The sequence below is a fragment of the Gelidimonas diazotrophica genome (assembly GCF_055694025.1).
Window position 1 is genome coordinate 2,091,475 of sequence record NZ_CM146349.1, and the last position, 24,944, is coordinate 2,116,418.

Annotated in this window: 25 protein-coding genes; 15 read left to right on the top strand and 10 right to left on the bottom strand. The window is 55.6% G+C overall.

All coding sequences use genetic code 11. The annotated features are described in order from the left end of the window. Window positions 1-2: 2 nt before the first annotated feature. Window positions 3-1,007, bottom strand: a complete 1,005-nt coding sequence (locus tag KGFNPO_RS09680; protein ID WP_472631093.1) for an RluA family pseudouridine synthase — start codon at window positions 1,005-1,007, stop codon at window positions 3-5. Between the two features lie 74 nt (window positions 1,008-1,081). Between KGFNPO_RS09680 and KGFNPO_RS09685 the strand changes: the two genes are divergently transcribed. Further along, window positions 1,082-1,879 (top strand): outer membrane protein assembly factor BamD, encoded by a 798-nt coding sequence (locus KGFNPO_RS09685; protein ID WP_472631094.1) that lies wholly within the window; start codon window positions 1,082-1,084, stop codon window positions 1,877-1,879. 84 nt (window positions 1,880-1,963) lie between these two features. On the opposite strand, the gene yaaA is transcribed toward KGFNPO_RS09685, so the two are convergent. Next, complete coding sequence (yaaA, locus tag KGFNPO_RS09690) at window positions 1,964-2,737, bottom strand: peroxide stress protein YaaA (RefSeq protein ID WP_472634443.1); 774 nt, start codon at window positions 2,735-2,737, stop codon at window positions 1,964-1,966. Window positions 2,738-2,771: 34 nt separating this feature from the next. Between yaaA and KGFNPO_RS09695 the strand changes: the two genes are divergently transcribed. The 3 genes from KGFNPO_RS09695 to KGFNPO_RS09705 all read left to right on the top strand — a co-directional run bounded on the left by KGFNPO_RS09695 (window position 2,772) and on the right by KGFNPO_RS09705 (window position 5,361). Next, entirely contained in the window at window positions 2,772-3,203 is a 432-nt protein-coding gene (locus KGFNPO_RS09695) for a putative toxin-antitoxin system toxin component, PIN family (RefSeq protein WP_472631095.1), read from the top strand. Between the two features lie 70 nt (window positions 3,204-3,273). Next, window positions 3,274-3,936: an energy-coupling factor ABC transporter permease gene (locus KGFNPO_RS09700; RefSeq protein ID WP_472631096.1), complete on the top strand. Its 663-nt coding sequence runs from the start codon at window positions 3,274-3,276 to the stop codon at window positions 3,934-3,936. Window positions 3,937-4,170: 234 nt separating this feature from the next. After that, the gene (locus KGFNPO_RS09705) at window positions 4,171-5,361 is read left to right on the top strand and encodes a pyridoxal phosphate-dependent aminotransferase (RefSeq protein ID WP_472631097.1); all 1,191 of its coding nucleotides are present in this window, start codon (window positions 4,171-4,173) and stop codon (window positions 5,359-5,361) included. 55 nt (window positions 5,362-5,416) lie between these two features. Here the strand turns inward: KGFNPO_RS09705 and fcl are convergent, their stop codons facing one another. The 6 genes from fcl to KGFNPO_RS09735 all read right to left on the bottom strand — a co-directional run bounded on the left by fcl (window position 5,417) and on the right by KGFNPO_RS09735 (window position 12,244). Further along, complete coding sequence (gene fcl / locus KGFNPO_RS09710; RefSeq protein WP_472631098.1) at window positions 5,417-6,385, bottom strand: GDP-L-fucose synthase; 969 nt, start codon at window positions 6,383-6,385, stop codon at window positions 5,417-5,419. Between the two features lie 12 nt (window positions 6,386-6,397). Then, window positions 6,398-7,564 (bottom strand): GDP-mannose 4,6-dehydratase, encoded by a 1,167-nt coding sequence (gmd, locus tag KGFNPO_RS09715; protein WP_472631099.1) that lies wholly within the window; start codon window positions 7,562-7,564, stop codon window positions 6,398-6,400. 121 nt (window positions 7,565-7,685) lie between these two features. Continuing rightward, window positions 7,686-8,699: a UDP-glucose 4-epimerase GalE gene (gene galE / locus KGFNPO_RS09720; protein WP_472631100.1), complete on the bottom strand. Its 1,014-nt coding sequence runs from the start codon at window positions 8,697-8,699 to the stop codon at window positions 7,686-7,688. 161 nt (window positions 8,700-8,860) lie between these two features. Then, window positions 8,861-10,297 carry a mannose-1-phosphate guanylyltransferase/mannose-6-phosphate isomerase gene (locus KGFNPO_RS09725; protein ID WP_472631101.1) on the bottom strand — a complete coding sequence of 479 codons (1,437 nt, stop codon included), beginning with the start codon at window positions 10,295-10,297 and terminating at the stop codon, window positions 8,861-8,863. Further along, window positions 10,294-10,833: a GDP-mannose mannosyl hydrolase gene (locus KGFNPO_RS09730; RefSeq protein ID WP_472631102.1), complete on the bottom strand. Its 540-nt coding sequence runs from the start codon at window positions 10,831-10,833 to the stop codon at window positions 10,294-10,296. Before KGFNPO_RS09730 ends, KGFNPO_RS09725 begins: the two co-directional genes overlap by 4 nt. Window position 10,834: 1 nt before the next feature. Next, window positions 10,835-12,244, bottom strand: coding sequence for an undecaprenyl-phosphate glucose phosphotransferase (locus KGFNPO_RS09735; protein ID WP_472631103.1), 1,410 nt, complete (start codon window positions 12,242-12,244; stop codon window positions 10,835-10,837). 356 nt (window positions 12,245-12,600) lie between these two features. On the opposite strand from KGFNPO_RS09735, the gene tsaB reads away from it, so the two are divergent. The 8 genes from tsaB to KGFNPO_RS09775 all read left to right on the top strand — a co-directional run bounded on the left by tsaB (window position 12,601) and on the right by KGFNPO_RS09775 (window position 19,959). After that, window positions 12,601-13,317 carry a tRNA (adenosine(37)-N6)-threonylcarbamoyltransferase complex dimerization subunit type 1 TsaB gene (gene tsaB, locus KGFNPO_RS09740; RefSeq protein WP_472631104.1) on the top strand — a complete coding sequence of 239 codons (717 nt, stop codon included), beginning with the start codon at window positions 12,601-12,603 and terminating at the stop codon, window positions 13,315-13,317. Beyond that, window positions 13,314-13,829, top strand: coding sequence for a ribosomal protein S18-alanine N-acetyltransferase (gene rimI / locus KGFNPO_RS09745; RefSeq protein WP_472631105.1), 516 nt, complete (start codon window positions 13,314-13,316; stop codon window positions 13,827-13,829). Before tsaB ends, rimI begins: the two co-directional genes overlap by 4 nt. Beyond that, a complete protein-coding gene (locus KGFNPO_RS09750) occupies window positions 13,826-14,740 on the top strand; it encodes a uracil-DNA glycosylase (RefSeq protein ID WP_472631106.1) in 915 nt (304 codons plus the stop codon). Before rimI ends, KGFNPO_RS09750 begins: the two co-directional genes overlap by 4 nt. Then, window positions 14,676-15,737: a DUF1853 family protein gene (locus KGFNPO_RS09755; RefSeq protein ID WP_472631107.1), complete on the top strand. Its 1,062-nt coding sequence runs from the start codon at window positions 14,676-14,678 to the stop codon at window positions 15,735-15,737. The genes KGFNPO_RS09750 and KGFNPO_RS09755 overlap by 65 nt, the downstream gene beginning before the upstream one ends. Before the next feature lie 192 nt (window positions 15,738-15,929). Continuing rightward, window positions 15,930-16,631, top strand: a complete 702-nt coding sequence (locus KGFNPO_RS09760; RefSeq protein WP_472631108.1) for a histidine phosphatase family protein — start codon at window positions 15,930-15,932, stop codon at window positions 16,629-16,631. 111 nt (window positions 16,632-16,742) lie between these two features. Then, on the top strand, window positions 16,743-17,819 hold the full coding sequence (locus KGFNPO_RS09765; protein WP_472631109.1) for a phosphotransferase family protein: 1,077 nt from the start codon (window positions 16,743-16,745) through the stop codon (window positions 17,817-17,819). 21 nt (window positions 17,820-17,840) lie between these two features. After that, a complete protein-coding gene (locus KGFNPO_RS09770; RefSeq protein WP_472631110.1) occupies window positions 17,841-19,103 on the top strand; it encodes an acyl-CoA dehydrogenase family protein in 1,263 nt (420 codons plus the stop codon). 151 nt (window positions 19,104-19,254) lie between these two features. Then, the gene (locus tag KGFNPO_RS09775; RefSeq protein WP_472631111.1) at window positions 19,255-19,959 is read left to right on the top strand and encodes a glutathione binding-like protein; all 705 of its coding nucleotides are present in this window, start codon (window positions 19,255-19,257) and stop codon (window positions 19,957-19,959) included. 193 nt (window positions 19,960-20,152) lie between these two features. On the opposite strand, the gene KGFNPO_RS09780 is transcribed toward KGFNPO_RS09775, so the two are convergent. Beyond that, window positions 20,153-20,836, bottom strand: coding sequence for a type 1 glutamine amidotransferase domain-containing protein (locus KGFNPO_RS09780; RefSeq protein ID WP_472631112.1), 684 nt, complete (start codon window positions 20,834-20,836; stop codon window positions 20,153-20,155). Window positions 20,837-21,303: 467 nt separating this feature from the next. After that, the gene (locus tag KGFNPO_RS09785) at window positions 21,304-22,326 is read right to left on the bottom strand and encodes an AraC family transcriptional regulator (protein WP_472631113.1); all 1,023 of its coding nucleotides are present in this window, start codon (window positions 22,324-22,326) and stop codon (window positions 21,304-21,306) included. A gap of 334 nt (window positions 22,327-22,660) precedes the next feature. Here KGFNPO_RS09785 and KGFNPO_RS09790 point away from each other — a divergent pair, with 334 nt between their 5' ends. Genes KGFNPO_RS09790 through KGFNPO_RS09800 form a run of 3 tightly spaced genes read left to right on the top strand, consistent with a single transcriptional unit; the run spans window position 22,661 to window position 24,914 of the window. Further along, window positions 22,661-23,497: an enoyl-CoA hydratase/isomerase family protein gene (locus KGFNPO_RS09790; protein ID WP_472631114.1), complete on the top strand. Its 837-nt coding sequence runs from the start codon at window positions 22,661-22,663 to the stop codon at window positions 23,495-23,497. Between the two features lie 24 nt (window positions 23,498-23,521). After that, the gene (locus tag KGFNPO_RS09795; protein ID WP_472634444.1) at window positions 23,522-23,713 is read left to right on the top strand and encodes an acyl-CoA dehydrogenase family protein; all 192 of its coding nucleotides are present in this window, start codon (window positions 23,522-23,524) and stop codon (window positions 23,711-23,713) included. 13 nt (window positions 23,714-23,726) lie between these two features. After that, complete coding sequence (locus tag KGFNPO_RS09800) at window positions 23,727-24,914, top strand: thiolase family protein (protein ID WP_472631115.1); 1,188 nt, start codon at window positions 23,727-23,729, stop codon at window positions 24,912-24,914. The last annotated feature ends 30 nt before the right edge of the window (window positions 24,915-24,944 follow it).

Below are 24,944 nucleotides of genomic sequence, written 5' to 3' on the forward strand. Positions count from 1 at the left end.
CTTTATACGGGAGCTTCGATTCCTGCACTTGCCAGCAGCGCTAAAAAATCATCGGCCAGCGGCACGCTCCAATCGCAAGCATCCCCTGTGGCGGGATGAATTAACCCCAGGTGTTGCGCCTGCAGGGCCTGGCGCGGGAAAACAGAAGCTAAATGGGCTTTTCCGTACAGTACGTCGCCGACCAAGGTATGCCCGATAGACATCATGTGGACGCGAATCTGATGCGTGCGGCCGGTTTCCAGCTTGCAGCGCATCAGGCTGACCGGGTGACGTCCCAGCAGGCCGGTCGCCAGACGCTCGAAATGTGTCACCGCAGGTTTGGCGGTCATGCTCTCCAGCACCGCCATTTTTATCCTATCGCGTGGATGACGGCCCATCGCGGCATCCACAGTACCGGTCAAATTTGGGGTTCCCCACACCAACGCCAGATATTCGCGCCGCACGGTACGGGCCTGCAACTGGCGCACCAGATCGGTATGCGCTTCCAGGGTCTTTGCGACGACCATCAAGCCGCTGGTGTCTTTATCAAGACGATGAACGATACCGGCGCGCGGCACGCCGGCAATCGCCGGGTAATGATGCAGCAAGCCGTTGAGCAAAGTGCCGGACCAATTGCCGGCAGCCGGATGCACCACCAGGCCAGCCGGCTTGTTGATGATGATGATGGTGGCGTCTTCATACACAATCGCCAGATCCATGGTTTCTGCGGTATACGCGTCATCTTCGGGGGCTGGCTGCGGCGAAACCACTACCGTTTCGTCGCCGAAACTGGTCATCTTGGTCTTTGCGACCTTGTCATCCACAGTGACGTGCCCAGTTGCGATCCATTGCTGAATGCGACTTCTGGAAAATTGCGGAATCAGTCTTGAAATCACTTTATCCATGCGCTCGCCGCACACATCGGGCGTCAGCTTCAGAGTAATGGGTTCCATCTGCAGCAGCGCGCCGTTCTCTTCGTCCGCATCATCCAGCGTGGACGCGAAAACAGGTTCCGCCAAATTTGGCATTGCGGGTAATATCACGGCAGGTCCCATCAGCTATAATCAGTGTTCTTGTTAAGATGCATTCTTGCACACACGTCATGCAAAAAAAATTATTTAAAATCGCAACAATCCTTCTGGCCTTGTCAATTTCGGCATGCAGCTTACTACCTGAAAAAATCGACGAGACCAAGGCGTGGTCAGCCTCGAAATTATACTCGGAGGCACGCGATGAACTGGCGAGCGGCAATTATGACAAATCGGTTCAGTATTTTGAAAAACTCGAATCGCGTTATCCATTCGGCACCTACGCGCAACAGGCACAGCTGGAAATCGCTTATGCGTATTACCGGCAGGCAGATCAGCCGCTGGCCTTGGCGGCGGCGGAACGCTTCATCAAGCTCCATCCGAATCACCCGAATGTCGATTACGCCTATTATTTACGCGGTCTGATCAACTTCAACGACCGCGTTAGCGCATTCAATTTCCTGTCGCGTCAGGATGCCACCGAACGCGACCCGAAAGCGGCGCGCGAAGCATTCAATGCATTCAAGCAACTCGTCGAGCGTTTTCCCGACAGCACATACACGCCTGACGCCATCGCCCGCATGAAATATCTGGTCAATGCCATGGCGCAGTATGAAGTCCACGTGGCCAATTATTACTACAAACGCGGTGCTTATCTAGCCGCCGCCAACCGGGCCCAGTATGCGGTCAAGGAATACCGTGAAGCGCCAGCCTTGGAAGAAGCGCTGTTTGTCATGGTGCGCTCTTATGATGCGCTGGGCATGACGGAGTTGCGCGACGATGCCGAGCGCGTCATGAAAACCAACTATCCGAACAGTGTGTATTACAGGGGCGGCCCGGTCAAAGACAATGCATGGTGGAAACTCTGGTAACTCAGTTTGCTTAATAAAAATGCCCCGCAATCCGGGGCATTTTCATTAATGACGACGCTAACAATAGATTCGAGCCAAACAGCATCAAGCCAGTCTGCGACGGAATAACCAATTGTGTTCGCTGGAACCATCGGCATCAAACGCATAACCATCCATGTCAAAAGCCTGCAGTTGTTTCGGCTGCGTCACGCCGTGCAGCGCCGCATAGCGCGCCATCAAGCCGCGCGCACGTTTAGCATAGAAGGAAATGATTTTGTATTTGCCATTTTTCCAGTCTTCAAACACCGGCGTAATGACCGGCACCGACAACAAGTCTGGCTTGACCACTTTGAAATATTCTTCAGACGCCAGATTGACCAACGCAGAATAATTCCGTGCCCGCAGCACCTCATTGAGCGCCGTGGTCACGATATCGCCCCAAAAGGCATACAGGTTCTTGCCGCGCGCAGTGGCAAGACGGGTGCCCATTTCCAGCCGATAAGGCTGCATCAGGTCAAGCGGGCGCAACATGCCATATAGGCCGGATAAAATACGCACATGCGACTGCGTGTAGTCGAGTTGCCCCGCGCTCAGCGTTGCCGCCGCCAGGCCCGCATAGACATCGCCATTGAATGCCAAGACCGCCTGCTTTGCATTCTGTGGCGAAAACTCCTGGGTCCAGCTAGCGTAGCGGGCGAAATTCAAAGCCGCCAGCGGATCGGAAATACGCATCAGGCTAGCGACCTGTGCCGGAGAAAACGTCTTCAAAACATCGATGAGTTGGACCGAATGCGCGATAAACTCCGGCAGGCTGCTTTTTATCGCAGCGGGCGGCGTCCCCATGGCGAGCGTTTTGGCGGGTGACAAGACAATCAGCATTGCAACATCCATAGAAAATTAAAGAATTTAAAACATGATACCGAAACGCATCGTACTCGACACCAACGTTTGCCTGGATTTATTCGTCTTCAACGACCCCCGCTGGGCCGCCTTGCTGGCTGCGCTGAAAAGCGGCGCCGTCGAGGCTGTCACAAAAGCAGAATGTCGCATGGAATGGCAGATTGTCCTGGGTTATTCACAATTACACCTGAATGAAGCCATGCGCGCCGAATGCAACGCCGCCTTTGATGCGCTGATCGACTGCATTGCGCCGGAACCGCGCATCAATATCAAACTGCCGCTATGCAGCGACCCCGACGATCAGAAGTTTCTGGAGTTGTCGCGCGACGCGAAAGCCGCGACCCTGATCACGAAGGATAAAGCCCTGCTGAAACTAGCCAGGAAAACCGCACGAGCCGGTCTTTTTGAAATTATCCTGCCGCAAGCTTGGGCGCTAGAAACCTGAATTCTTTGCAGTTTGCGGTGATAATTAACCGCATATTCGCGCACACGGTTAACTGCAAAGATAATCTCTCATGGGCATTTTCAATACACCTCTCCCGATTGGCGTAGCCATCATCACATGGTGCCTGGCCATCTTTGGCATGTTGCGTTGCGCCATGAGCGCGCCCTGGAAACGACTGGAAGCGCCCACGGTGTTTTCAGCCTGGTGCGCGCTGCTCATCATGCTGACGATGCTGTGGCGGCTACGCATCAACATCAACAGCGACCTGAACTTGCATCTGATGGGCTTGTCGCTGTTTCCGCTGATGTTCGGCCGCTCTCTGGCCACGCTGGGCTTGGGGCTATCCGTTATTGCCTACACAGCGCTGTTCAACGGTGTCTGGGGCAATCTTGGCATGAATTTGCTGTTGTTGGCAGTGCTGCCAGCATGGTTTAGCGATGTCATATTAACTGCGGTCAAAAAGCGTTTGCCGCATCATATGTTCGTCTACTTGTTCGGCAACGGTGTTTTCGGCTCGATGGTGGTGCTCTCTCTGACCGGTTTGATGTCAATTGCCGCTCACGGGCTATGGATTGCAGCGCCATTGTCCAGTTCCTACGACACGATTGCCTACATGCTGCTATTGGCGTGGGGCGAAACTTTCCTGATCGGATTTCTGGTCACGATCTTCGCGGTGTATCGACCGCAATGGCTTTTTACTTTCGACGATGCGCTGTATCTGCGTGGGCAGTAATCGAATTGTGCACCGATAACACTATTTTTTAGGGAGTATAGGCAAAAAACATGTATTTTACGCATTAATTTAATGCGCTCTTTAAATATACATGAGTAGGTATAAATTCCATCCTGGAAATCTTTATGGAAGCGCATATCACCCGTTCATTGCACCAACTCCTGCCACCTCCTGCCACTTAAACCATTGCCGGCGTTAAAATTCCGGCTCGACCACAGCACCCCGATCCCAATCATGAATCAGCCACTCCCGCTTGCAACCGCCCATTTCGAACCGATAGCTCTGACCTCCAAGCTACCCAAAGTAGGCACCACGATTTTCAGCGTCATGTCGGCCTTGGCGCTGGAAAAAAATGCGGTCAACCTGGGCCAGGGCTTTCCGGATTTCGACTGTGATCCGGCGCTGATCGACACCGTCACCGCAGCCATGAAAAGCGGGCTGAACCAATATCCGCCGATGGCCGGAATTGCTCCTTTGCGCGAAGCCATTGCGCGCAAGATTGACCAACTTTACGGCCACCAGTACAACGCAGCCAGCGAAATCACGGTAACTGCTGGCGCCACGCAAGGACTGCTGACCGCGATCCTTTGCAGCGTGCATGCCGGCGACGAAGTGATCGTCATCGAGCCGGCGTATGACAGTTACGTGCCGGCCATCGAACTCGCAGGCGGAGTGCCGGTTTTTGTGCAAATGGAAATCGGGCCGCGCGGCTATTCGGTTCCGTGGCACACAGTAGCGGCAGCGGTAACGCCTAAAACGCGACTGATCATCATCAATTCGCCGCACAACCCGACCGGCTCGATTCTGCTCAAAAAGGACTTGGATGCGCTGGCCAACATCGTGCGCGGCACCGGCATACTGCTGATTTCGGACGAGGTATACGAACATATGGTGTTCGACGGGATTGCGCATGAATCGGTCTGCCGCCATCCGGAATTGGCGGCACGCGCCTTCGTCGTGTCCAGTTTCGGCAAGACTTACCATGTCACCGGGTGGAAAGTCGGCTATGTGGCGGCACCGGCAGCGCTGATGGCGGAATTTCGCAAGGTGCACCAGTTCAATGTATTTACCGTCAATACGCCGATGCAGCATGGCTTGGCACACTACATGCGCGACCCTGCGCCCTATCTGGAGTTGCCGGCGTTTTACCAGCGCAAGCGCGACTTGTTTAGAGATGGCCTGAAAAATAGCCGCTTCACATTACTGCCGTCGGACGGCACTTATTTTCAATGCGTCGAATATTCCTCCATCTCGGCCCTGAATGAAGTTGAATTCAGCCAATTTCTGACGTCTGAAATTGGCGTGGCGGCGATTCCGGTATCGGCCTTTTATCACCAGCCGAAGGAATCCGGCGTCGTGCGTTTTTGTTTCGCCAAGAAAGATGCAACACTCCAGGCCGCTCTAAAATTGCTCTCTGGAATATAAACAATACTACAACAGGTATTTTTTACATTGCCCTTAATAATTGAATCCGCGATGGCTAATCGACCTGTTTCAGGGAATTTACATAGTGTGAATAAGTAACGATCAGCCCTTTATCCAACTCCATTTTTCTGTGCCATCCCAACTTGGACAGTCTGTCGTTAGAGATTAGCTTTCTTGGTGTTCCGTCCGGTTTATCGGCGTCGAATTCGACGGTTCCTTGATAGCCGGTTACCTTGCCGAGCAGTTCCAGCAGTTCCCGGATGGTGACTTCTTCCCCGGTTCCGACATTGATATGGCTTGACGTCGGCGTGGTATGGGCATCATAGGTGGCGCGCTCCAGCTCCATCACATGCACACTCGCTTCAGCCATGTCTTCTACATATAAAAATTCGCGGCGCGGCGTGCCAGTGCCCCAGACCACCACTTTTTTTGCGCCGGTGCTTTTGGCTTCGTGGAAGCGGCGAAGCAATGCGGGAATGACGTGGCTGTTCTCCGGATGGTAATTGTCGCCGGGGCCGTACAGGTTGGTGGGCATGACGCTGCGGTAGTCAGTGCCGTACTGGCGGTTGTAGCTTTCGCACAGCTTGATGCCGGCGATTTTGGCAATCGCGTAGGGTTCATTGGTGGGTTCGAGCGGGCCAGTCAGCAGAAATTCCTCCCTGATCGGTTGCTCGGCCAGGCGGGGGTAGATGCAGGAGGAACCTAAAAACAACAGCTTTTGCACGCCCGTGCGCCAGGCTTCGTTGATGACGTTGGCTTCCATCATCATGTTCTGATAAATGAATTCCGCAGGATAGGTATTGTTGGCATGGATGCCGCCGACGTGCGCAGCGGCCACGTAGACTTCATCGATCTTTTCCGAGTTAAAAAAAGCACGCACTTGCGCCTGGTCGGTCAGATCGAGTTCCGCATGGGTTCGCGTGACAATGTTGTTGTAGTCGCGCTGCCGCAGCGTACGGACAATGGCGGAGCCGACCATGCCGCGGTGGCCTGCTACGTAGATGCACTTTTTCGTATTGGGCATTTTGATAAGTCCTTATTCGCCATGCGCGTAAGCGGCAAAACCGTTCTGCCTGATCAGCGCGTACTTGCGATTGGCGTCCAGGTCTGCCTGCACCATCTCTTTGACCAGTTGCCCGAATGTGGTGGCGGGCCTCCAGCCTAATTTGGCGTGGGCTTTGCTGGCGTCACCGAGCAGGGTTTCCACTTCGGTGGGGCGGAAATAGCGTGGATCAACACGCACGATGACCTGGCCGGGCTTGGTGCCGGTATGCGGCCCGGCATTTAATACACTGGCGGTTTCTTCCTGCCCTTCACCTTGCCAATCTAGCGTCATGCCTAGCGCAACGGCTGCTGCGTTGACGAAGTCGCGTACGCTGTACTGGAAACCCGTGGCGATGACAAAGTCTTCCGGTTGCTCCTGCTGCAGCATCAGCCATTGCATTTCAACATAGTCGCGTGCATGACCCCAGTCGCGCTTGGCACTCATGTTGCCCAAATACAGACAATCCTGCAGACCGAGCGCAATACGCGACAGTGCGCGGGTGATCTTGCGGGTGACAAAGGTTTCCCCGCGCAACGGCGATTCATGGTTGAAAAGGATGCCGTTGCAGGCATACATGCCATACGCTTCGCGGTAGTTGATGGTGATCCAGTAGGCGTACAGCTTGGCCACAGCATAAGGACTGCGCGGGTAGAAAGGCGTTGTTTCGCGTTGTGGGGTTTCCTGCACCTGGCCATATAGTTCTGAGGTGGAAGCTTGGTAGAACCGTGTTTTTTTCTCCAGGCCGAGGATGCGGATGGCTTCGAGCATGCGCAGTGGCCCGAGCCCATCGGAATTGGCGGTGTATTCGGGCTCTTCGAACGAGACGGCGACATGGCTTTGGGCGGCGAGGTTGTATATCTCGTCCGGTTGGGTCTGCTGGATGATGCGGATCAGGGATGAGCTGTCGGTCATGTCGCCGTGATGCAGGGTGAAGCGATGCGGCGTCTCGTGCGGGTCCTGGTATAAATGGTCTATGCGCCCGGTGTTGAGCAATGATGTGCGGCGTTTGATGCCGTGCACTACATAGCCTTTTTGGAGCAGCAGTTCTGCCAGATACGCGCCGTCCTGGCCGGTCACCCCTGTAATCAGTGCCACTTTAGGGGTGGTTTTATGATGGGGCGTGATGAGATTGAAAGGGGCGTGCGGTTCGGTCGTCATGGTTATTCTCCCCTTATTAACTTGTATTTTTGTCATTCTGGCAGTGCCCGCCCGCGCTGGCTTGACTTGGGTCATGCTCCTGCAAATAATGTGAGATGGATCTGATGCGTTTGTCCCTGACTCAATACCCCTGCGGATTCATCCTTTGCCAGCGCCAGTGGTCCACACACATTTCTTCCAGATTTTTTTCTGCGCGCCACCGGAGTAATTCACGCGCTTGTGTTGGCGACGCATAGCAGCTGGCGATATCGCCGGGGCGGCGCGGCATAATGTCAAACGGTACAGCGCAACCGCTGGCTGCTTCGAAGGCGCGCACCGCTTCCAAAACGCTATATCCCTGGCCAGTGCCGAGATTGACCGTAAATCCTCCTGGTTGCGCAAACAGCCGGCCAAGCGCCGCAACATGCCCCCGCGCTAAATCCACCACATGAATGTAATCCCGTACGCCGGTGCCATCCGGCGTCGGGTAATCGTTGCCAAAGACTGCCAGCCGGCCGCGCCGACCGACTGCGACCTGCGCCACAAAAGGCATCAGGTTATTGGGAATGCCTTGCGGGTCTTCACCGATCAAGCCGCTCGGGTGCGCACCTGCCGGATTGAAGTAGCGCAAGATGCCGATACGCCAATTCGGGTCGGCCTGCATCAGGTCATTCAGAATCTGCTCCACCATTAATTTGGAACGGCCATAAGGATTGGTCGTTGATAATCGTGCAGTCTCCATGATGGGTACGGATTCCGGGTCACCATAGACGGTCGCAGACGAACTGAACACAAATCGCTTGACGTTCGCCTCTATCAAAGCCTGCAATAGCGTGACCGTGCCGGATACGTTGTTATCAAAGTACAGCAGCGGCTGGGCTACCGATTCACCCACCGCTTTCAGGCCAGCAAAGTGTATGACCGCATCAATTGCGTGTTCGCGCAATACACGGTCCAAAGCAGCGCGGTCCCGCACGTCAGCTTGGTAAAATGGCAATGCACTACCGGTGATGCGCTCCACCCGTGCAATCGCTTCCTGGGAACTGTTGCAAAGATTGTCCAGCGCGATAACAGTAAAGCCAGCCTGCAGCAACTCGACGCAGGTATGTGAGCCTATATAACCGGACGCGCCTGTTACGAGAATTTTCTTTGGCATGATGAAAATGACCTAAGGTGAATTTCGCATATAAATCGCATTGTGGAGTATGCCAAATAATATGCAATTTACCGCATATAGAATATGCGTAGCATAAAAATACCCCATAGGTTAGCGCTTAATACCGCGAAGCCCAACATGGTTTTAATCTTGTCGTCTGCTCATGATGGCGTTCCGACGCGGCCGTAATTGTCTTGCAGTCGAACGATGTCGTCTTCACCCAAATACGCGCCTGACTGAATTTCGATCAATTCCAATGGAATTTTTCCGGGGTTTTCCAGCGAATGCACAACGCCTAGCGGAATATAGGTGGACTGGTTTTCCGTCAGCAGGTATTCCTGATCGCCGTTAGTGATTTTTGCCGTGCCCGACACAACCACCCAGTGTTCTGCGCGATGGTGGTGCATTTGTAGCGATAGCTTGGCGCCTTGTTTGACCGTAATGCGTTTGACATGGAAACGCGTACCGGCCTCGATGGAGTCGTACGACCCCCAGGGACGGAATATTTCGCGATGCTGTGTGGCTTCTGTGCGCTTGGTATCGATTAGACGCTCCACCAGTTTTTTGGCGTCTTGAGCCCGATCGGCGTCCATGATCAACAGGGCATCTGCGGTTTCAATGATGATCGTATTGCGCATGCCTACTGCGGTAACCAGGCGGGCGCTGCCATGCACCAGGCAGTTTTGACAATCCTGCAGCATTACATCGCCCTGCTGGGCATTGTTGTCGCCATCTTTTCCGGAGGCTTTCCACACAGCTGCCCAGGAGCCAATATCGCTCCAGTCGGCGTCCATTGTCACCATTGCGGCGTTTTTGGTGCGTTCCATCACCGCATAATCTACTGCCTTGCTGGGACTGTCGATATACGACTGGCTGTCGAGTCGAATAAAACTGAAATCCTGTTTGGACAATGCCATGGCCTGGCTGCATGCGGCAACAATTTCCGGCTCAAAGTGTGTGAGTTCTTCCAGATAACGACTGGCACGAAAAATGAACATGCCGCTATTCCAGAAATAGTTTCCACTAGCGAGGTAGTGTTCAGCGGTGGCATGGTCCGGCTTTTCCACATATTCGATTACAGGTTGCGCTTGTGCCGGCCCAGGCTCGGCAGTGCCTGCGCGGATATAGCCATAACCGGTTTCCGGGCCCAACGGGGTAATGCCAAAGGTCACCAGTTTGCCTTTTTCGGCAGCAATTTTAGCTTTGTGAACTGCGCTATAAAAGGCGGTATGGTTATTAATTACATGGTCTGATGGCAGTACCAATAACAAAGGATCACCGCCCCTGGATAGCGCTTGCAAAGCAGCCGCGGCAATTGCCGGTGCGGTATTGCGCCGTGCCGGCTCCAGCAGAATCTGGGCGTTTTCCATACCGATTTCCCGTAATTGTTCCGCCACCACAAAACGCGAACTTTCATTGCAGACGAGGATTGCAGGATCGACATCCTCAATGCCTGTAAGCCGCTGCATGGTTTGCTGCAGCAGGGTGTCTTTCCCAAGCAAACGTAAAAACTGTTTGGGATAAGTCTCGCGCGACAGAGGCCAGAGCCGGGTCCCTGAGCCCCCGCAAAGAATGACGGGAATAAGCGGAGTAGTCATTTTGTGGCCAATTCAAAATAAGCTTGGGTATAGGGATGGACCAGCGGGTGCTGCTTAGCCTGGTCCGGTTGCATCCAGATGGTTTGGCTATGCTGTTGGCGCGACAGCGCGAACAATCGATGCTCTGTTTGCAGGCGATAGGCCAGCACAATGTAATGTGTGCTGGCACCTGTGACACCGGCAAAATTGACATCATAAAAATGTTCAAAAACGCCTACGAGCCGACTCTGTGCAATGGGCATAACGCAGCCCAATTCATTTTCTGCAATGCGCCTAAAGGCAGCGTTGATCGCTTCATTCTTCAGAATGCGCCCACCCGGTACAAACCAGAACCCTTGGGCTGGCGGGTTATTGCGCAAACCGAGCAGCACGGCTCCCTGCGGGTCGGTCACTATCAAATCAATGGCAACCAATGGCGTATGCGCAACCACGCTGGCAAACAACTCTGTGCTCAGGAAAGCTTCGGATTCTGTGCCGGAGACGCTGTCGATGCGACAGTCGTCCGCGATTTTTCCTGACCGGATGGAGGTGCTCATGCTAATAGGCATGGTTGCCCGTCCATCCTTTGAATGCAGTCCAGACAATGATGCGCAAGTCGAGCCAGAACGACCAGTTGTGAATATAGTAGAGGTCGGATTGCACCCGCTTTTCCATCTTGTCTATGGTGTCGGTTTCACCCCGATGACCATTGATCTGGGCCCAGCCGGTAATGCCGGGCTTGACCCGATGCCGCAGCATGTATAACCCCAGGACATCCTTGTATATTGCGTTGTGTTGTAGTGCGTGCGGCCTTGGACCGACGACCGACATATCTCCCATCAGTACGTTAATGAACTGCGGCAGTTCATCCAGGCTGGTGCGTCGCAGGAATTGCCCGATGCGGGTGATGCGCGGGTCGTTTTTGGTGGCTTGCGTGACCTTGTCATGCTCTTGATGCACTTGCATCGAGCGGAATTTATAGATGTTGAATTTTTTCCCGTTCAGGCCCAGCCTGGGTTGCTTGAAAAACACCGGACCTGGAGAAGAATATTTGATGCCGATTGCAATCACCGCGAACAGCGGCAGCAATAGTGTCAGCACGATGAAGGCAAACAGCTTGTCGAACAGATCCTTGCCGATGCCACCCAGACCGCTGGACGTCGGGCGATTCAAGTCCACCGCAGGCATGCCCAGAAAATCGATCATCTTGTTGCTCAACATTTGCAAGCTAAAAATATCAGGTATCCAGCGTATATCCACCAAGGCGTTACGCAGTAAGTATTGCAGTTCATGCAATTGATCCGATGCACTCATTGGCAACGTAATCCAGATTTCATGAATATCATTGGCCGTCACAAAATCATGAATGTTTTCCAGCTTATGAATGCTTACTATTGCGGGGTCTTTTAAAAAATTGTCGGGGTCGCTGGTACAGGTATGTACGCCCTTAACTTCATAACCGTAAAAATCCTGTTGCAATGCGCGTTTATGGATTTCCTGCCCGATGGGGCCATAACCGACGATCACCACGCGCTTGTTATTCAAACCATTTTTACGTAAATAGCGCAGGGTTGAATACACCAACGTTCTGTAGATCACCAAAAAAATAACGCTGGTTACGTACCAGTAAATCAACCACAAGCGTGACAATGCGCCTACGTGGTGAATCAGGAAGCTGAAAAACACCCCGATTAGCAACACCAGTGCCAAAGTAGCGGCAAGCCGCCCGAACATGCTGAACATCGATCGTCCACGCCATGATGCATACAAATCGAATTGTGGAAATATTAAAAAAACCAATCCGCAAGAGAAGTACAGCAGCACCGCATGAATTGGAGCAGCCATGTCGAGAGATGTAGCGAAATGCAGTTGGCTGGCGAAATGACCGGCCACTAGCAGCACAAGAACGTCCATCAGCCGCATCGAAAATTCCAGCCTGGTAGAATTTTTGAGAATTAAATCATGCATGATTGACCCACCATTTCGTTCGTTATAAGTGCGGCTCAAAAAACACATTTCCACGACGCTTGCGGTATCCGAATGAATGCCTGTGGCTTTTCACTCAAAAAAATGATTTTTCCTTTCTTCGGGAACTGATTTTCTTGAAGTTCGCTTTCAAGTTAAATGTCGCTCAGTTCCTAAATGTATAAATTGATAATTATCAAAAATATAATTATTAAGCGGTCACGGCGCCGGCGTGGATTCAGATACGACGTGAATCCGGCGTTCGTATCCAGTTCGTATCCTGATGACTTGGGTGGATATGAAGATCTCATGTGCATGCTCCGCATCTATGGATCTGGCCATCGCGGTAAAATGCACGAATGCCACTCATCCTTGCCATCGAAACCTCTTCCGAACTTGCCTCCGCTGCCTTGTTGCAGGGCGATACGCTGCTTGTGCGCGAATCGTCGGGCGTTCAGACCCACTCCCAAACCCTGTTGCCGATGGTGCAAAGCGTGTTGGCGCAGGGCGATATACGCCTGTCGCAATGCGCTGCGATTGCTTTTGGTGCCGGGCCCGGTTCCTTTACCGGCGTGCGCACCGCTTGCGGCATTGCCCAGGGGTTGGCGTTTGGGGCAAATTTGCCGGTGATCTCCATCGTCACCTTGTTGTCTATGGCCGAGGCTTGCCGTGCCGAGACCGGCGCGCATGAAGTGCTGGCGGTACTGGACGCACGCATGGGCGAGGTGTATTGGGCCCAATACAGTTATGCCAATGGCTGGCATACCGTGGTCGCGCCGACCTTGTCTGCCGTTGCGAATGTGGTGCCGCAGTCTAAGGATGGGCTGGTCGCTTGCGGCAATGGCTTTGCTGCATATCCGGGCGAGTTCGCGCTGCAGGCGCACAGTTATCCATGGGTGCAACAGGCGCGCGCCGAAGTGATGCCGCACGCAGCGCAGGTGGCGCGCCTGGCACGTACCGCATTTACAGCGGGTCAACTATTGACCCCGGAACAGGCGCAACCGATCTATTTGCGCAACAAAATTGCGCTGACCACTGAGGAGCGGTTGGCGTTCAAGGCGGGAGTATCCAAGTGAGTGCCCAGGCCGTATCTACCTCTGCATCGCTGATGCGATTTGCGCCGATGCAGCCCGAGGACCTCGATGCGGTGTTGACCATCGAAAACACCGTTTATCCACATCCGTGGACACGCGGTAATTTCAAGGATGCATTGCATAGCGGCTATCAGGCTTGGGTCGCTCGCGCGGAAGTGGGTAAGGAAATTGGCGACGCAGTGGGCAACTTAGTTGGCAACTTAGTGGGTTATTTTTTACTCATGCTGGTGGTGGATGAAGGGCATTTGCTCAATATCAGCGTGCGGGTCGATTTGCACGGGCGCGGATTCGGGCGTGCATTGCTGGATCGGGTGGTGTCGATGGCGCGCGAACTGGGACTGACTTCCATTTTGCTGGAGGTGCGGCCATCCAATACACGCGCGCTCAATATGTATGTGCAATACGGTTTCATGTCGATCGGCCGTCGCAAGGCGTATTACCCGGCTGCCGGCAATACGCGGGAAGATGCCATCGTCATGCGGTTATCGCTATGACGCTGGAACAGCGCCGCCGTGCCGTTTTTTTGCAGGAAATGGGCGTGGGCGAGATTTGGGTGCGCCGCAATGTTGCGCCTGTTTTTGAATCCGCACCCAACCCCGACTCAGGCCTGACCAGCGAGGCCGTTAGCGTTGTTGATGCTATTAATGCCACCGAAGTTGCTGAGGTTGCATCCACAGTGGCCAAACCGGACGCTCCATTTCCTTTTCCATCTCCCGTCAGCCCTTCCCCGGCTAGCACACCTGCGGCGTGGGATGATTCTCCTTTGGTAACCGATCCGGCAACCTTGCCGTCTGCAGCGGAAATCGCCTTGATGGATTGGCCGCAACTGCAGGCTGCCGTTAGCGCTTGCCGCGGCTGCGATCTGTGCCAGAAGCGCAACCAGACCGTCTTCGGCAGCGGCGACCGGCAAGCCAAATGGCTGTTCGTTGGCGAAGGCCCTGGCCGCACCGAAGATCAACAGGGCGCGCCTTTTGTGGGTCCTGCCGGCAAACTGCTCGATGCCATGTTGTCGGCCATGGGTTTGAAGCGCGATGCCAACGTGTATCTGTCCAATGTCGTCAAATGCCGCTCGACCGATGCAAATAGTGCCGACCACGCACCGTCTCCGCAACAAATTTCCTTGTGCAAACCTTATCTGGAGCGACAAATTGCCTTGTTGCAACCGACTGTGATCGTGGCTCTCGGCAAAACAGCTGCGCTGACGTTGCTGGAATGCAGCCCCGGCACCAGCCTGTCGTCGCTACGCGGCCAGTTGCATCGGGCTTATCGATGCCCGACCGTGGTTACTTACCATCCTGCCTATTTGTTGCGCAAGCCAATCGCAAAACGCGAGGCCTGGGATGACCTTTGCCTGGCGCTGCGCACCTATGCCGACCAAACCGCCAATCCAAGCGCTGCTGAATAAGCCCGTGCTGTTTGCCACATGCCAGGCCGATTTTCATCGGCGCTGGGGGCATCTGCGCGACCCGCATGTCCGTGCGCTGGCTTGGTTGCTGAGCGCGCCGGATTTGCTGGATGTGCTGGCACCGCAATGGCGCGGCATGATCGCGACGCTGGACGGCGCACGGGATCAGACCACGATTGACTGGCTGGCAGCGCTGGATGCGGCACCGGCCGAACTGCATGCCTTTCTCGATATCAGACCATTCACCCGCCTTGGGCATTACGCCGAAAAGCTTTTGGCATTTTATTTTCGGCGTCAGGGCTTGCTGTTTGCGCACGGACTCCAGGTGCGTGCCAGCAAGGACGATACGGTGGGCGAGTTCGACTTTCTGCTATGGCAAGAATCTGGACACGCATCTGCATACGAAGCTGCGCTGCTGCACTGGGAATTTGCCACCAAATTTTACCTGCTGGAATCGAGCGCAGCCGGCGCTGGGGCCAAGATCGCGGCGGATTATTTCGTCGGCCCGAATCTGGCCGACACACTGGGCGCGAAAATGCGCAAAATCCTCGACCAACAACTGATGCTGGCGCAGCATCCGGCGGCGCAAATTCACTTGCCGCAATCAGTCGCATCAGCCCAGGCGCTGGTCAAAGGATGGCTGTTCTATCACGACGACGATGCATTGCTGCCGCCAGCGATGGGTTTGTCGCCGGCGCATTGCCGCGGTTTCTGGTGTTCATTAACGGAATTCGAGGCGATGCCGGCAGAACGGCTGGCGATTTTGCCGCGCTTGTCATGGCTGGCGCCAGCACGGGTATCGCCGTTTGCCGCGCTGGACAAACCGCAGTTGCAGGATGCACTGGCGACCCAATTTTCACAGACCACCATGCCGGTGCTGGTGGCGCTTCTGCAGCAGCATGGGGAGGAGAACTGTCTGCTGGAAAGCAGCCGCGGCTTCATCGTGCCCGACGACTGGCGCAGCAAAGCGCAGCAGCGCAGCCAACGCAGGGGTTGAGTCGACTTGCCACAATAGAACATTAAACCTCTTGCTACGAAGGTACACTGGTATTAACCCTATCCAATCCATCGACAAAAAATACACTCCACCCGGACAGAGTTGCAGCCACAATGGAAAGCTTATCTGCCGCCATCGCGATGCGCAAAAAGGTATCAGCGCATTTCTCTCCAAACACTCACCAGAATACAAATGACTCCACACAAAAGACGACGCATCTACCTGATGCGGCACGGCAGCGTCACTTATTTCGACGCCAACGGCAAACCGCATTTGCCGGAACAAGTTCCGCTCAACGAACAAGGCCGCGCCCAGGCTACTGCTGCCGGCAGGGTATTCGCGCAGGAAAAGATTAAATTCGACCGCGTCATCGTATCCGGCCTGCCGCGCACAGTCGAAACCGCCAACCGGGTGCTGGCTGAAACCGGGCAGGATATCGCACCCGAGCATTGGCCCGAACTGGAAGAAATCAGAGGAGGCAAATTATCCAGTATCCCGGATGTCGATCTGAACGATGCCTTTCTGGGCGCCTTTGACGGCGTGGTGGCCGAACACAAGCGCTTCCTCGGCGGCGAGAGCATCGGCCAGTTGCTCGACCGGGTATATCCCGGAATCGACCGCTTGCGCGCCGACAGCAGCTGGGATACCGTGCTGCTGGTGCTGCATGGCGGCGTCAATCGCGCCATCCTATCGTATGCCCTCACCGGCCAAAGATTGTTTCTGGGTAACATGGCACAAACCGCAGGATGCATCAATGCGCTCGATGTCGGTCCAGCCGCCAATGACTGGGTGCTGCGGATTGCGAACTTCTCGCCGCCCTCCCTGCTGCAGAGTCAAAACCGGTGCACCACCATGGAAACCCTGCTGGAACAGTATCGGCAATCCAGAACATGACGGCATCGGCATTTGATAACGTGCAAAACATTTTAAAAATAGTACGACCGTACAATTTTATAGGTTAGAATCGTCTTTCGGCCATTCCCGCCAACCACAGGAGGAGACACGATGTTCGAAGAATTCATGGGAACCATGCCGGTCAGCGAGCGGCAAAAATTCGATAGCGACGCTCTGGCCGATTACATGCGGCAGCACGTCGCAGGATTTTCCGGCCCACTGGCGGTGGAGCAGTTCAAGGGCGGGCAATCGAATCCGACCTTCAAGCTCACCGCAGGCGGCCAGCGTTACGTACTACGCACCAAACCCGGCCCAGCGGCCAAACTGCTGCCATCGGCACACGCGATCGAACGTGAATTCCGTGTCATGGATGCATTGCACAAAGCCGGTTTTCCGGCGGCGCAGCAATATGCATTGTGCATCGACGAAGCCGTCATCGGCCGCTCCTTTTACATCATGGAGTTTGTCGATGGCCGGATTCTATGGGATCAGTCGTTACCCGGCATGGACAAAGCCGAGCGCAGCGCAATTTATGATGAAATGAATCGCGTGATCGCGCAGTTGCACAGCATCGATTACGCCGCCATCGGCTTGGCCGACTATGGCAAGCCGGGCAATTACTTCGCACGCCAGATCGACCGCTGGACCAAGCAATACCGGGCCTCGGAAACTGAAAAAATCGAAGCCATGGACCATCTGATCGCATGGCTGCCAGACAACATCCCGGTCGGCGACGACACCAGCATCGTGCATGGCGATTACCGCATGGACAACATGATTTTCCATCCGACCGAACCGCGCATCCTGGCGCTGCTGGATTGGGAATTATCGACACTCGGCCATCCGCTGGCGGATTTTTCCTACCACTTGATGAGCTGGCATATCGCACCGGGCCAGTTCCGCGGCATTGGCGGCCTGGATCACAAGGCGCTCGGCATTCCGTCGGAAGACGCCTACATCGCTCAATATTGCGCGCGTACCGGCAAGACGATCCGCAAGGAAGATCTCAGTTTCTATCTCGCTTACAACATGTTCCGCCTGGCTGGCATTTTGCAGGGCATCATGAAGCGCGTGGTGGATGGCACTGCAGCAAGCGAGCAGGCATTAAAGGCAGGCAGAGCCGCCAGACCACTGGCGGAAATGGGCTGGTGTCATGCCTCTGGAATAGATAAAAATGAGCGTAGCTAAATTTTTCAACGAGGAGAAATAATGGATTTCGCATATTCAGATCGGTGCAAGTCGTTGCAGGATAAACTCCTGAAATTCATGGATGAACACATCTATCCGAACGAAAACAGCTATAAAGATGAGGTCTATCGTAACGGCAAGGAACAGGGAAATCGCTGGATTCCGACCCGCATCATTGAAGAAATGAAACCGAAGGCGCGCGAGCTCGGCCTGTGGAATTTGTTCCTGCCGAAGTCCAGTCGCGCACCGGAAGGCTTGTCCAATCTGGACTACGCCCCTTTGTGCGAAATCATGGGCCGGGTCGGCTGGGCGCCGGAGGTATTCAATTGCAACGCCCCCGACACCGGCAACATGGAAACCATCGAACGCTACGGTTCGGAAGAACAAAAGACCCAATGGCTGGAGCCGCTGCTGCGGGGCGAAATCCGTTCCGCCTTTGCCATGACCGAACCAGCGGTCGCCTCCAGCGATGCCACCAATATCGAAACCCGCATCGTGCGCGACGGCGATGATTATGTGATCGACGGTCGCAAGTGGTGGGCTTCCGGTGCCGGCGATCCACGCTGCAAGCTTTTCATTGTGATGGGCAAAACTGATTTCGATGCGCCGCGCCATGTACAGCAATCGATGATCCTGGTGCCAGCCGATACCAAGGGGGTTACCATCAAACGCCCGTTGCCGGTGTTCGGTTATGACGATGCGCCGCACGGCCACTGTGAAATCCTGTTCGAAAACGTGCGGGTGCCGGCTTCCAGCATCCTGCTGGGTGAAGGACGCGGCTTCGAAATCGCCCAGGGCCGCCTGGGCCCCGGGCGCATCCACCACTGCATGCGTGCCATCGGCGTCGCCGAGCGCGCACTGGAACTAATGTGCAAACGCCTTAACGCCCGCGTTGCTTTCGGTCGTCGCCTGTCGGAACAAGGTGTATGGCGCGAACGCATCGCCGAGGCGCGCATCCGAATCGATTCGGCGCGTCTGCTGACCCTGAAGGCTGCCTACATGATGGATACCGTCGGCAACAAGCACGCCCAGGCAGAAATCGCGATGATCAAGGTGCTGGCTCCGAATGTCGCCCAACAAGTGCTCGACTGGGCGATCCAGGCACATGGCGCGGCCGGGGTCTCGGATGACTTCCCGCTGGCGTATATGTGGGCCGGCAACCGCACCTTGCGCCTGGCCGACGGCCCGGATGAAGTGCACCGCAACGCAATCGCCAAGCTGGAACTGGCAAAGCATATGCCGCCTGCAGACAAGGAAGTCAAAGCTCCGGCTAAACACTCTTGATCGACTTCCAATAGGCAGGAAATGCAGCAAGCACGGCTGCAACCACGCGACGGATAGACTAAACTATTCGTCGCGTATGCATTTCCAAAGCTGCTGCCATGTATCCCGGTGACAGCGGCATTGGCCTGCCACTCCCAAGAAAAGGAACTCCATGATTGACGTTTATAGCTGGCCCACTCCTAACGGCCATAAAGTCCATATCATGCTCGAAGAATGCGGCCTGCGATTGAACCAGGAATGGCGTGTACATCCGGTCGACATCGGCGCCGGCGACCAATTCCAGCCGGATTTCCTGGCAATTTCGCCCAATAATAAAATTCCGGCCATCGTCGATGCAGACGGCCCTGGCGGCCAGCCGATTTCACTGTTCGAGTCGGGTGCGATATTGCTGTATCTGGCCAGCAAATACGACCAATTTCTGGGCAATAATGATCGGGAAAAATTCAACACCATGCAATGGCTGATGTTTCAGATCGGCGGATTCGGCCCCATGTTGGGGCAGACGCACCACTTCCGCATCTATGCGCCAACCCAGATCGAATACGCAATCGAGCGCTACACCAACGAAGCCAAACGCTTGTATCGCGTGCTCGACCAGCAACTCGCCAAAACCGCCTATCTGACCGGCGACCAATACACAATTGCCGACATCGCCACCTTCCCCTGGGCCAGGTCATGGAAAAATCAAGGCATAGACTGGGCCGATTACCCCTATGCGAAACGCTGGTTCGATGAAATCAGCGCCCGCCCGGCAGTTCAGCGTGGGGTACAAGTACTGGCCGATTTGCGCAAGCCTTTGGTCGACGACAAGGCAAAAGAAACCTTGTTCGGGAAGACGCAGTATCAGAAGAGATAACCGATATTACGTATGTCTGCGCAAGACACGATGCTTTCATCACTCAAAGATATTAGCAAAAAATAGGGTGTATCACTGTTTTCATGGCATTTTCCGCATATGTTTATTGGCACCATAAAATATACTAAAATAAGTATGTAAAATTCGCCCAACCGTCATTGCAGCGTGGACAGCTATTCCTACACAAACCACTTCAAGTCTTTTGCAACTGTTTCAAAACCGCGATTGCAGCTGCTTCCGACGAAGCCGGGTTCTGCCCGGTGATCAGGTTGTCGTCAACCACGACATACGGCAGCCAGTCCGGCCCTTTGGAATACTTCGCGCCGCACTTGCGCAACTCGTTTTCTAACAGGAACGGAACGATATCCGTCAGCTGCACCGCCTCTTCTTCCGTGTTGGAAAAACCGGTTACGGCTATTCCCTTGAGCAAAGGCAGCGAATCCTGCGCCATGGTATGGCGAAATACGCTGGGTGCATGGCATACCGCAGCAATCGGCTTGCCCAAGGCAAACATGGTTTCGATCAACGTGACCGAATCCGCATTTTCAGCCAGATCCCACAATGGCCCGTGCCCGCCGGGATAAAACAGTGCATCGAAATCGTCAGAAGACACAGTGGAAAGTTCGACCGTACTGGCCAGTGCGGCCTGCGCCGCAGCATCCTGCTTGAAGCGGCGCGTCGCATCTGTCTGAAATTCGTCCGCGTCGCTTTTCGGGTCCAGCGGCGGTTGTCCGCCTTTCGGTGAAGCCAGGGCGATATTCGCGCCGGCATCCTTGAAAACGTAATAAGGCGCGGCAAACTCTTCCAGCCAGAAACCGGTTTTTCGGCCGGTATCACCAAGCTGGTCATGCGACGTCAACACCATCAATATATTCATAAGACCTCCAATGTACAGCGCAGATTTTAGGTTCGACAAATATTACATTAAATAGCAAAACATCATCAAAATGCGTCTTTGCATCTGCCGGCAATCAAAGGTTTTTCGTAACTATTCAGCCCGCTAGGTGAGGACTGTTTGGTCCCCTCTCCCGGCATGGCTTTTCCTGGTGCCCGAATCGCCATGCGATTCGCTTGTGGGAGAGGGTTAGGGAGAGGGTCTTAGCAAACATTCCGGCCGCATTATATGGCAATGCAATCAAGGTTGAACCTTGTTTTGACCACCTTGCTTATTGCGAGCCCCCTCTCCCGCACGCGGGAGAGGGGGGTTACCCATAGCTAACTGAACAGTAATGGTTTTTCGTAACTATTCAGCCTGCATACTAGTTAAGAGCGAAGTGGTGCGGCAGGCCTCCGCCATGTTCTTATCCGTGCAACAACGCCGCAGCCATCCACTTTCATATCAAGCTACCCACCTTTTCGGCCAGGCCCTAGCCGGCGATAGGCACCGGGGGCGCTACCGGTCCACAACTTGAATGCCCGATTGAAAGTGGTCGGATCATCGAATCCGATGGACGCGCCGATCTCGGCAATCGGCAACTCGGTCTTGATCAGCTGCAGAATGGCCATGTCGCGCCGCAGTTCATCCTTCACCGCCTGAAACGTCGTTCCCTCTTCGGCCAGCCGGCGCGACAGCGTGCGCACCGAAAAATGCAGCGCCCGGGCGGTCGGCGCTACTGTCGGCATGCTGCCCAGACGGGATTCGAGATAGTCGCGCACACGGTGCGTCAGCATTCTTTCGTTAAACGGGACGTAAAGCCAGTCGGCCGGCGCATTGCGCAGAAAATCGCTGAGCGCGCTCTTGTCCTGGCGAATCGGTGCGTTCAGATACTCCGAATCCACGTAGAGCGCCGTTTGCGCCTGATCGAAATTGGTCGGCCCCGGAAAGACGTACACATATTCCGGCGCTCGCGCCGGACGGGGAAAGGCGAAATCCACCTGCGCCAGCGCAATCCTGCGCCCAATCATCCAGGATGCCACGCCATGCACGAGCTTCAGCATCAGTTCGTGCACCAGCACGCGCGAGCCTTGCGGTGGCACATGCTCGATCAGCGCGATGCGCGTCAGGCTCTCTCCGCGCGACACCTCGAAGCCCATGTCATCCAGCATCAGGCGGAAATAGCTGACGAAGCGGTGAAAGGCGATGTCCAGATTAGGCGAGCCAAACATCCCCAAACAAAGAAACTTCAGCGTTCCGTTGCGCAAGGGGCGAGAAAAAAAGCGCGGCGTTTCGTCGTCGAGCATCAGGGCAAGCTGGCGATAAAGCTTCGAGAACTGCTCGATCGTTACCCGGCCACCCGCCTCCTGCAATAACTCGGGTGCAATCTCGGCATGGCCGATGGCGGTCCTGACCAATAAGGAGTCGGGATCGAGTCCGGCAAGCAAATCGGTCGCCAGGGCAATCGGAACGGTGGCTGTCTGTCGGTTCATAGGATCGTGCAATGCAACATTTTTCTTGCGCTAATTTTGGCATGAAATGCAAACATTTAGGCCACTTCTGTCATCACGACAAAACATGAGCGCCCCTATAATCATCGAACGAACAGCAACAGCAACAACAAAAAACGCCGGAATTTTATGCATTGCTTGCCCGAGGCGACCTACGCTGTGCGTGGCACGCAATGCAGATTTCGAATGATCGCAAGAGGAGGCAGCAGCCTCCTCCGTTCAAGATAAAAGAGGAGACAAGCCTTGCATCAAGGTTCCGCCAGTTCGATCCACCCGATCCTCGAGATCGAAACCATCTACGCCGAAGGTTCCGCTAATGCCTGACGCCTCGCTCCTTCTGGAAATTACCGAGGGGGTGGCGGTGATTACCCTCAATCGTCCACAACAGCGCAACACCCTGACGCGCCAGTTCGCCGCAGCCTTGCGCGACGCTGTCGGCGAGATCGGCCGCACGCCCTCTGCCAAGGCCGTCCTGCTGCGTGCTGCGGGCGAGCACTTCATGGTCGGTGCTGACCTCAACTGGCTCGGCACACTGGTCGGCAGCACGCCGGACGAAGCCGTCAACCCCGAACGCGATGCGATGCGCCGTCACGAAGTTGCCGGCATCATCGACGACGCGCATGCGGCAATCCTCGGCCTGCGTCAATTGCCGCAACCGGTAGTAATTGCCGTGCGCGGCGCAGTTGCGGGTTTCGGATTTTCGCTTGCCTGTGCTGCGGATCTCTTATTGGCCGCGGACAACGCCCGTTTCACAGTGGCTTACAACGCTCTCGGCGCCAGCACCGACGGCGGAGCCAGCTATCATTTACCTCGTCTGATCGGCCCGCAGCGCACCATGGCAATGGCGCTCCTCAATGAATCGATGGATGCCATCACGGCGAAAGACTGTGGACTAGTGTATCGGGTGACTGCCCTCGACGAACTGGACGGCACCGCCCTGGCGCTGGCCCGACGACTTTCCACCGGGCCGGCTGCAGGGCAGGCATCGATCAAGCGACTGATCAATTTCAGCTTCGAACGTACCCTGCCTGAGCATCTGCAGGCCGAGGCCGCGGCTTTTCTCGCGGCCTCCGATACTGACGACTTCGCCGAAGGGGTCCGCGCCTTTCTCGAAAAGCGCCCACCTCGCTTCGGCCAGCTACCGCCTTCATAAATACGCAGCGCCCAGCAGGCGTCGATCGCCAAGTCCGGTGCCGCCGTCGCGGCAATGTGGGCGGCGACGGAAGCCATCCAGATTTTTGGCGGCATGAGCTACAGCACCGAATACCCGGTCGAAAAACTCTTCCGCGACGCCAAGGTGCTGCAGATCTACGAAGGCGCCGGCGAAATCCAACGCAACATCATTGCCCGCAAAATGGTCCGGGCTTAATCAGGAGAACAGTATGCAGAACAACAACGAACCCGTCATCCTCGCCGCCGTGCGCACCCCCTTCGGCCGTCGTGGCGGCGCCCTGCGCGAAACGCGGCCGGATCAACTGCTGGCCGGTATCATCGGCGCGGCACTCGAGCGCGCCGGGCTGCCCGGCGAAGCCGTCGGCGACGTCATTGCCGGCTGCGTCAGCCAGGCCGGCGAACAGGGTGCCAATATCGCCCGCCAGGCCGCCCTCCTCGCCGGCCTGCCGCAGGAAGTGCCGGGCGTCAGCCTCAATCGCATGTGCGGTTCCAGCCAATATGCGGTGCATGCGGCAGCGCAGGCGATAGCGGCCGGCGACCTCGATTTCGTCATCGGCTGCGGTGTCGAGAGCATGAGCCGGGTGCCGATGTTCCTCGACCTGACGCTGGGCAAGGGCGAGTTCCGCGGCTTCGACAATCTCCACCCCGGCATTACCTCGCGCTACGCCATTCCGCATCAGATCGAGAGCGCAGAGCTGATTGCCGACCACTGGAAACTGTCGCGCAGCGAACTCGACAGTTTCGCGCGAGAAAGCCATCGCCGCGCCTACGCCGCCCGACTGGCCGGTGTGCATCGGGAAATCGTCCCGCTGCCCGGTGTCGACAAGGAAGGCGCCGCGCTGACGCTGGATTACGACGAAGGCGTGCGCCCCACCATCGACGAACAAAAGATGGCCGCCATGCTGCCGATTTTCCGTTCGCCGGAAAACGGTGTCGTGACTGCCGCCAACGCCAGCCAGATGGCCGACGGCGCGGGTGCTGTGGTCGTCGGTCGCCGCTCTGCCGCCGAACAGCGCGGCATCCGGCCGAAGGCCCGTTTTCGGGCCCGTGTCGTCGCCGGCTCCGACCCGGTGCTGCAACTCACCGGCGTCATTCCTGCCACCCGCATGGCGCTCGAACGTGCCGGACTAACGATTGCCGATCTCGACTGGATCGAGCTTAACGAAGCCTTCGCCACCGTCGCCCTGTGCTGGGCGCGTGAATTCAAGCCCGACATGGACAAGCTCAACCCGTGGGGCGGCGCCATCGCCCACGGCCACCCGTTGGGCGGCAGTGGTGCCAGTCTGATGGCCAAGATGCTATGCGGCCTCGAACAGCGCGGCGGCCAGTTCGGCCTGCAGGTCATGTGCATCGGCCACGGCATGGCCACTGCCACCATCATCGAGCGCCTGAACTAAGGTCACACCGGCAATATCAACGGCAACGCA

Excerpts from the sequence above, each read along its gene's own strand:
- KGFNPO_RS09730 (WP_472631102.1), bottom strand. The coding sequence starts at position 10,833 with ATGAGCACCTCCATCCGGTCAGGAAAAATCGCGGACGACTGTCGCATC.
- yaaA (WP_472634443.1), bottom strand. The coding sequence starts at position 2,737 with ATGCTGATTGTCTTGTCACCCGCCAAAACGCTCGCCATGGGGACGCCG.
- KGFNPO_RS09755 (WP_472631107.1), top strand. The coding sequence starts at position 14,676 with ATGACCTTTGCCTGGCGCTGCGCACCTATGCCGACCAAACCGCCAATC.
- KGFNPO_RS09780 (WP_472631112.1), bottom strand. The coding sequence starts at position 20,836 with ATGAATATATTGATGGTGTTGACGTCGCATGACCAGCTTGGTGATACC.
- KGFNPO_RS09790 (WP_472631114.1), top strand. The coding sequence starts at position 22,661 with ATGCCTGACGCCTCGCTCCTTCTGGAAATTACCGAGGGGGTGGCGGTG.
- KGFNPO_RS09735 (WP_472631103.1), bottom strand. The coding sequence starts at position 12,244 with ATGCATGATTTAATTCTCAAAAATTCTACCAGGCTGGAATTTTCGATG.
- tsaB (WP_472631104.1), top strand. The coding sequence starts at position 12,601 with ATGCCACTCATCCTTGCCATCGAAACCTCTTCCGAACTTGCCTCCGCT.
- gmd (WP_472631099.1), bottom strand. The coding sequence starts at position 7,564 with ATGACGACCGAACCGCACGCCCCTTTCAATCTCATCACGCCCCATCAT.
- KGFNPO_RS09760 (WP_472631108.1), top strand. The coding sequence starts at position 15,930 with ATGACTCCACACAAAAGACGACGCATCTACCTGATGCGGCACGGCAGC.
- fcl (WP_472631098.1), bottom strand. The coding sequence starts at position 6,385 with ATGCCCAATACGAAAAAGTGCATCTACGTAGCAGGCCACCGCGGCATG.
- galE (WP_472631100.1), bottom strand. The coding sequence starts at position 8,699 with ATGCCAAAGAAAATTCTCGTAACAGGCGCGTCCGGTTATATAGGCTCA.
- KGFNPO_RS09800 (WP_472631115.1), top strand. The coding sequence starts at position 23,727 with ATGCAGAACAACAACGAACCCGTCATCCTCGCCGCCGTGCGCACCCCC.
- KGFNPO_RS09680 (WP_472631093.1), bottom strand. The coding sequence starts at position 1,007 with ATGCCAAATTTGGCGGAACCTGTTTTCGCGTCCACGCTGGATGATGCG.
- KGFNPO_RS09685 (WP_472631094.1), top strand. The coding sequence starts at position 1,082 with ATGCAAAAAAAATTATTTAAAATCGCAACAATCCTTCTGGCCTTGTCA.
- KGFNPO_RS09725 (WP_472631101.1), bottom strand. The coding sequence starts at position 10,297 with ATGACTACTCCGCTTATTCCCGTCATTCTTTGCGGGGGCTCAGGGACC.
- KGFNPO_RS09775 (WP_472631111.1), top strand. The coding sequence starts at position 19,255 with ATGATTGACGTTTATAGCTGGCCCACTCCTAACGGCCATAAAGTCCAT.
- KGFNPO_RS09750 (WP_472631106.1), top strand. The coding sequence starts at position 13,826 with ATGACGCTGGAACAGCGCCGCCGTGCCGTTTTTTTGCAGGAAATGGGC.
- KGFNPO_RS09695 (WP_472631095.1), top strand. The coding sequence starts at position 2,772 with ATGATACCGAAACGCATCGTACTCGACACCAACGTTTGCCTGGATTTA.
- KGFNPO_RS09765 (WP_472631109.1), top strand. The coding sequence starts at position 16,743 with ATGTTCGAAGAATTCATGGGAACCATGCCGGTCAGCGAGCGGCAAAAA.
- KGFNPO_RS09770 (WP_472631110.1), top strand. The coding sequence starts at position 17,841 with ATGGATTTCGCATATTCAGATCGGTGCAAGTCGTTGCAGGATAAACTC.
- KGFNPO_RS09700 (WP_472631096.1), top strand. The coding sequence starts at position 3,274 with ATGGGCATTTTCAATACACCTCTCCCGATTGGCGTAGCCATCATCACA.
- KGFNPO_RS09785 (WP_472631113.1), bottom strand. The coding sequence starts at position 22,326 with ATGAACCGACAGACAGCCACCGTTCCGATTGCCCTGGCGACCGATTTG.
- KGFNPO_RS09705 (WP_472631097.1), top strand. The coding sequence starts at position 4,171 with ATGAATCAGCCACTCCCGCTTGCAACCGCCCATTTCGAACCGATAGCT.